General features: G+C 57.9%; 4 protein-coding genes. All 4 read right to left on the bottom strand.

From position 1 onward, the window contains the following. The coding region (locus tag EOA22_RS38185) for a hypothetical protein (RefSeq protein ID WP_206521328.1) at positions 1 to 188 on the bottom strand (188 nt) is incomplete at its 3' end. 772 nt (positions 189 to 960) lie between these two features. Beyond that, positions 961 to 2,646 carry a ThiF family adenylyltransferase gene (locus EOA22_RS24065; RefSeq protein WP_063170748.1) on the bottom strand — a complete coding sequence of 562 codons (1,686 nt, stop codon included), beginning with the start codon at positions 2,644 to 2,646 and terminating at the stop codon, positions 961 to 963. A 12-nt stretch (positions 2,647 to 2,658) separates the two neighbouring features. After that, positions 2,659 to 3,681, bottom strand: coding sequence for a cyclic GMP-AMP synthase DncV-like nucleotidyltransferase (locus tag EOA22_RS24070; RefSeq protein WP_063170749.1), 1,023 nt, complete (start codon positions 3,679 to 3,681; stop codon positions 2,659 to 2,661). Beyond that, entirely contained in the window at positions 3,678 to 4,814 is a 1,137-nt protein-coding gene (locus EOA22_RS24075; protein ID WP_082826781.1) for a patatin-like phospholipase family protein, read from the bottom strand. Before EOA22_RS24075 ends, EOA22_RS24070 begins: the two co-directional genes overlap by 4 nt. Between the last annotated feature and the right edge of the window lie 221 nt (positions 4,815 to 5,035).

The raw sequence follows: 5,035 nt of genomic DNA on the forward strand, positions 1-5,035 counted from the left end.
CCCACCCCGTTTTTAAAAATCCCCACGCCGTAATGTGCACTCGCCACACCTGCCGCCATCACGCCTGGCAACGCCGACCCGAACAGGGCTGCCAGGTACCGTCCGCCATGCCTTGGGTTGGGATGCGGCATTACCACCGACCGCAGGATCGGGGGCGAAAAATACAGGGAGAGCGAGCTGATCTCCAAGGTCGATGAAAGAAGATGGAATCCGTCATGGAAATCGCTGGAGTCCCTGGATATTGAACTCAAGACCTCAGTTGTAGACCCTCTGGGGGGCGTGACAGCCCTTGGCCGTAACGGAAAAGTAGGAAGCGTATCGGGGGTGTCACTTACCAAGACCCCGATACCTGAAAACAGTGCTCCGCTTTCATCGCGAACGCTTCGCAGCAAGCCGTAAAGGCTTCCAACTATAGTTTTTTCTTGGTCTGTCATCATCTCCACAACCTACATAGTTTTCGCAGCACAGACTCCATGCAAGTGCGGTCCGCCTTGCGTCCCGGAGCCGGCAGCCATTAAGCATGGAAAGAAACGTGTAGTCCGTCTGGAAACGGTGCCAGACCGACGATGCAAAGTAGCAGACCCGAAGTATAGAAGGTCGAATTTCTGACTACGCTCTCGATACTGGCGATATCGTCGTGAGACGGCGTCGGGGCCTTCTCCGGATGTGTATGCCAGTCCCCCACGTACTCAAGCCCTGTTGCGAAATGCTGGTCAATCTCCTTCTGCTCCGCTTTGCGATCCGGCCAAAAATGAAACCGCCCCCGTCGATCCGCCGGCCTGGGGCCAGTCGCCGCTAACACACGCCAAACGTCACCCTCGATGTCGGCGAACAGCTGTCCTCCGGCCTCCCTACTGAACCAGCCCGTCTGTCGGTAGCCGTCGAAGACCCTGAGCACGTCTGGCGAGAACCGGACGGTTACGCGGTGGAACCGAGCAACGACTGAACTATCTTCGAGGGTTACAGCCATTGTCGCTCCATCACTCCTGACACCGACACCGTGGGCTTCATCGCCTTGAACTCCTCCGTCCATTGCCCTTTGGCACGGGCGAGATTGCGATCCGAAGTCCACCATGTCCGCCACGTGTCGGCCAACCCTGACTCTTGCAATCGATCGAGGCAGAGCTCGGCGATCATCGCCTGGACCGCGACAACCTCAGGTGCCCCGAAAGGTGTCGTGGCGTTACCGCATTCCTTGGGCGGCTGACGATCGTTCCGCGATGCCGGACGCCGAGGCGCGCCCTTCTCAAACCCATCCGTGAACCGGGCGCCATCTCCCGACAGCAGTAACGCGTGCCCGGCCACCCCCCATGCCTCCATCCAGCCAAACACCACGGCTATCGGTGGAGTCCCGTGCCGCGCGAGCTCGGCGATGTAGTTGTCGGCGTGCAAGGATCCCGTAGTGGCCACGATGAGGTCCGCACCCTTCAATATGTCGCTCCCGGACACGACGAGGTCCTGGATGGTTTTCGAGAAAGCCCTCACTTCGACCACCTCCGGCAAGTCTTGTCGTAGGTCCGATGCTAAGGCTTCCGGCTTCGAATGGCGGACGCTACGGCCACCAAGCTCATGACGTCGAATGTTCTCCCAGCCAAGAGTCTCGTGATCAACGAGATCTAAGCGTCCGACGCCTGCCTTCGCGAGTAGGCGCGCGACGCCCGCGCCGACAGCGCCACATCCGACTACGACTACTCTCTTGTCGGCGATATTGGTCAGGTCGACGATGCTGCGGGACGCCGAACTGTCAAGCAGTGAAGTCCGCAGGCGCTGAATGGTATAGTGCTCGAGAAGGTCGCCCACGGCGAGTTTGTCACGGGGTCGAAGCTTGAGCCTCGGCTTCCGTCGAGAGCCCTTCTTCTGCGGAGGAAGAGTTTTCAGCAGGCGGACACCCGCAAATTGGCGGCGGCCGGAAGGCGCAACGCCGACTAGCACCAAGACGATCCCATTCGGCACCGCACTCACAGCCTTCAACAATGCCTCTCCACCATCGACGGCGTGCGTCTGGAGGAGTTTGACAAGGCCTAAAGAATCCGTGGGAAACTCGGACGGCAAAGGGAACTTCTTGAGCTCGACGAAAAGGGCGGCATTCGTATGCTTGGGTGCCTCCCCGTTCCGATTCCCCCACCACCGAAGCATCAATTCCTTGCTGGCAAATACAAAGACCTCGTTGCCAGTCAGGAGATATGACCCTGTCGATGCACGTTCCTCGTAGAGCAACGAGAGCGTCGGGCTGCCGACATGAGCACGTTGGCTCCAGTAGTTGGTGAAGTCTTCCTTGAGATCCTCGTCTTCAGACCCTGTCTGATGCGCATAAAGGAGCTCGAGGGCTTCCGCCAGCACCTGCCGGGCGGCATCTGCCGGATCGGTAGTAAACTCAACCTTCGTCAGGCATAAGCGGCCATCAAGCTCGACATGCGGCAGGTTTCGCTGGACGTCGTAGTTGATGATATAGGCGTTCGGTCGCGAATACGGGAACGCGGCGTCGGCCACGATGGACAGATCCTGGCCCCACACCTCGAACAACCACAGATGACGGCCCGTCGGTCGCCCTTTGGCATCCTCGCAGGCGCGATATCCCCTGTACTCCGGCCGATAGGCCTCGAAGAGCGCCGAGACAGCGTCAATGGCCTGAGCGATGGTGAGCAATGGACCGCGCGCTCAGGCGTACCGTGTCTCACCCCGCTTGACCGCCGGACCTACTTTCTGGGTGAGGGACTTTGCCCCATCCGGGTCGGGCTGCTGGGAGAACCAGTCCGTATTGAAGAACTTGTCCCAGGCGCTCATCGCTTTCGCGTGGTCGCAGTCCCATTCGTCGAGAACGTCGAGATGCTTGAGGTTCTCATCGAGTTTGTCGTGGAGGAACTTGGCCTTCGCATTGCCGTCCTCGATAATGTTATCGTCAAGAACCGGATGCTTGACCACCTGTTTCCAGGCAAGCGTGTCCCTAATCGCCTTCGCGATATTGCGAAGCGTCTTGTCATCGTGGTCAGCAACCTCGGCCCAATGATCGGCCACGAGCTTCGAGATGACGAATCCATTCGAAATCTTTCCCTTCCAGCTTGAGCGGCTCCGCGCAAAGGCTTTGAGAAGCCTGACTACTTCAACAAACTGTCCCTTATCGCCGTCCTTGGACGCATTGGCGCAATTGTTCTTGTTGAAGTCCTGGAACCACGAAGTCACTGCCAACGCATCCGATCGCTTCCAGCTGGAGCTAGCCAGCTCGTAGTGGTCAGACTCCTTTCCGGTCCAGGCGTCCTTCACAACGACGTGGCGGTAGACGGGCACGTCGATGTGGTAACCCTCGTGGTAATAGACCCGCACGCAGTTCTTGAGGACTTCTCGCGAGTCTTTGAAACGATCGTCCTGCAAAGCGTTGCACACCATTTCACGGGCCGCGAGGGGTGACTTGTCAGCTCCTTTCGACCCGACGAGGTCCTCCTTCTTGAAATAGACGCCGTCGTCGATGTCATAGTCTTCGCCCTTTTCGACGATCATTGTGCGCATCGCGTAGGAGCCCTGAGTCCGCTGTCCGATCGGGGTCGGATCGTTGTTGGCGGCTAGGCCGTCCTTCAGCCGCTTCCGGTTGGTCTTTGCCTTGGTGAAGATGCCTTTGCGGCTGTCATTCGGAAGCCGCACCTCGTCACGCTGGTATTTCGCTAATTGGAGATGGCAATCTCTCATTCGAAAAACTCCTTGGGTACGCCTGCCTCCGGCATCGTAGGCAGAGACATCATGAGATTGTGGATCAATTGACCCTGCGGGTTCCGAGGATCATCACAGGCACTCTTGACCATGTCGGCGTCCGTCGACGCCTGGCTCAAGAGCGCATTCATCGCCTCCGACCTACTGTCGTCGAGACCGAGATACTCGAGTTTCGAGGCCGGGATTTTCTGCTGCGGAAAGCGAACGTGGTGCACCTCCCTGCCGCATTTGCTCAAAACATTGGCGAACATGCGGGCCATATTATCAAAGGCGAACTCCTGGGCCGTGATGCTAAGCGGCGCGACATCGGCACCCAGCTTCCACTGGAGCATCGACCTGTGGACTTGTGTCGACGAAATCTCCTCTCCCTCAGGTCGAGAGCATGTGCCCAAGGAGAATATCTGGATGGGCTGTCCCTCGTCAGCGTTCATTAGCGCATCCAGCATCCCCACCATGACTGGGTTGTTCGCCCACAATCCACCGTCTGCAAAAACCTCAATCTGCTCGTGCTTGCTGTCGGGGTTCTTTATCGCCGCCAGGGACCGGTAGATCGGCGCCGCGCTTGAGGCCAAGCAGATATCGACTAGCTTATAATTGTCATCGCGGACTCCGCTCGTCTTCGTCTTCTTGAAAACCCACGCCCGGTGGGTGCTCATGGCCACCGTGGGGATCGAAAGCGAAATCCCTCGCTTCCTGTAGACATCGAGCATGGTGATGTCTCCGAGCTCCACCCTGAGGGCTTCCCGCAGCGCTGCATCGCCGGCTCTGACTATGCTGCCACCCTTCGCTATACGGGCAATGAGCTTTACTCTGCTCTCGGTAATGCGCTCGGGGAAAATCTTCCTGCCCCAGACTTGGTAGAGCCTGACTAGATCGCTCATAGGGCGGCCGATTGCCGCGGCGCAGGCGATGATGGCCCCCGTGCTCGTTCCAGCGATGAGATCGAAGCCGCCGCCCAGGTCGAGATGTTCCTCCCCGCGTGTCCTGCGATATTGATCGAGCAAGCGATCGAGAAACGCCGCAGTGTAGATGCCACGCATACCGCCGCCGTCGAGGCACAGGACTCTGAAGGGCCTTCCAACGGGAGTTGTAAGTTCAGCAGCTTCTTCCATTGAAATGGATGCCTTTTTTATTCCCTGCGAGCTACGGATTGTGCGTCAGAAATCTAAAGTATCCCGATTCTTCCCTCATTCCGAGAACATACCATGCTCAAGTATGATTTATAACGTCGCGCAAATTCGAGGCGACGAAATATGTTGTAAGATGAAATGGTGCCTTCGAATTCGGTCGTACGATTCGGCGCCCTAACCTACGATGAGGACGATCTTTGGAA

Origin of the sequence: Mesorhizobium sp. M7A.F.Ca.US.014.04.1.1 (assembly GCF_003998745.1) — a bacterium.
Lineage (GTDB): Bacteria > Pseudomonadota > Alphaproteobacteria > Rhizobiales > Rhizobiaceae > Mesorhizobium > Mesorhizobium ciceri.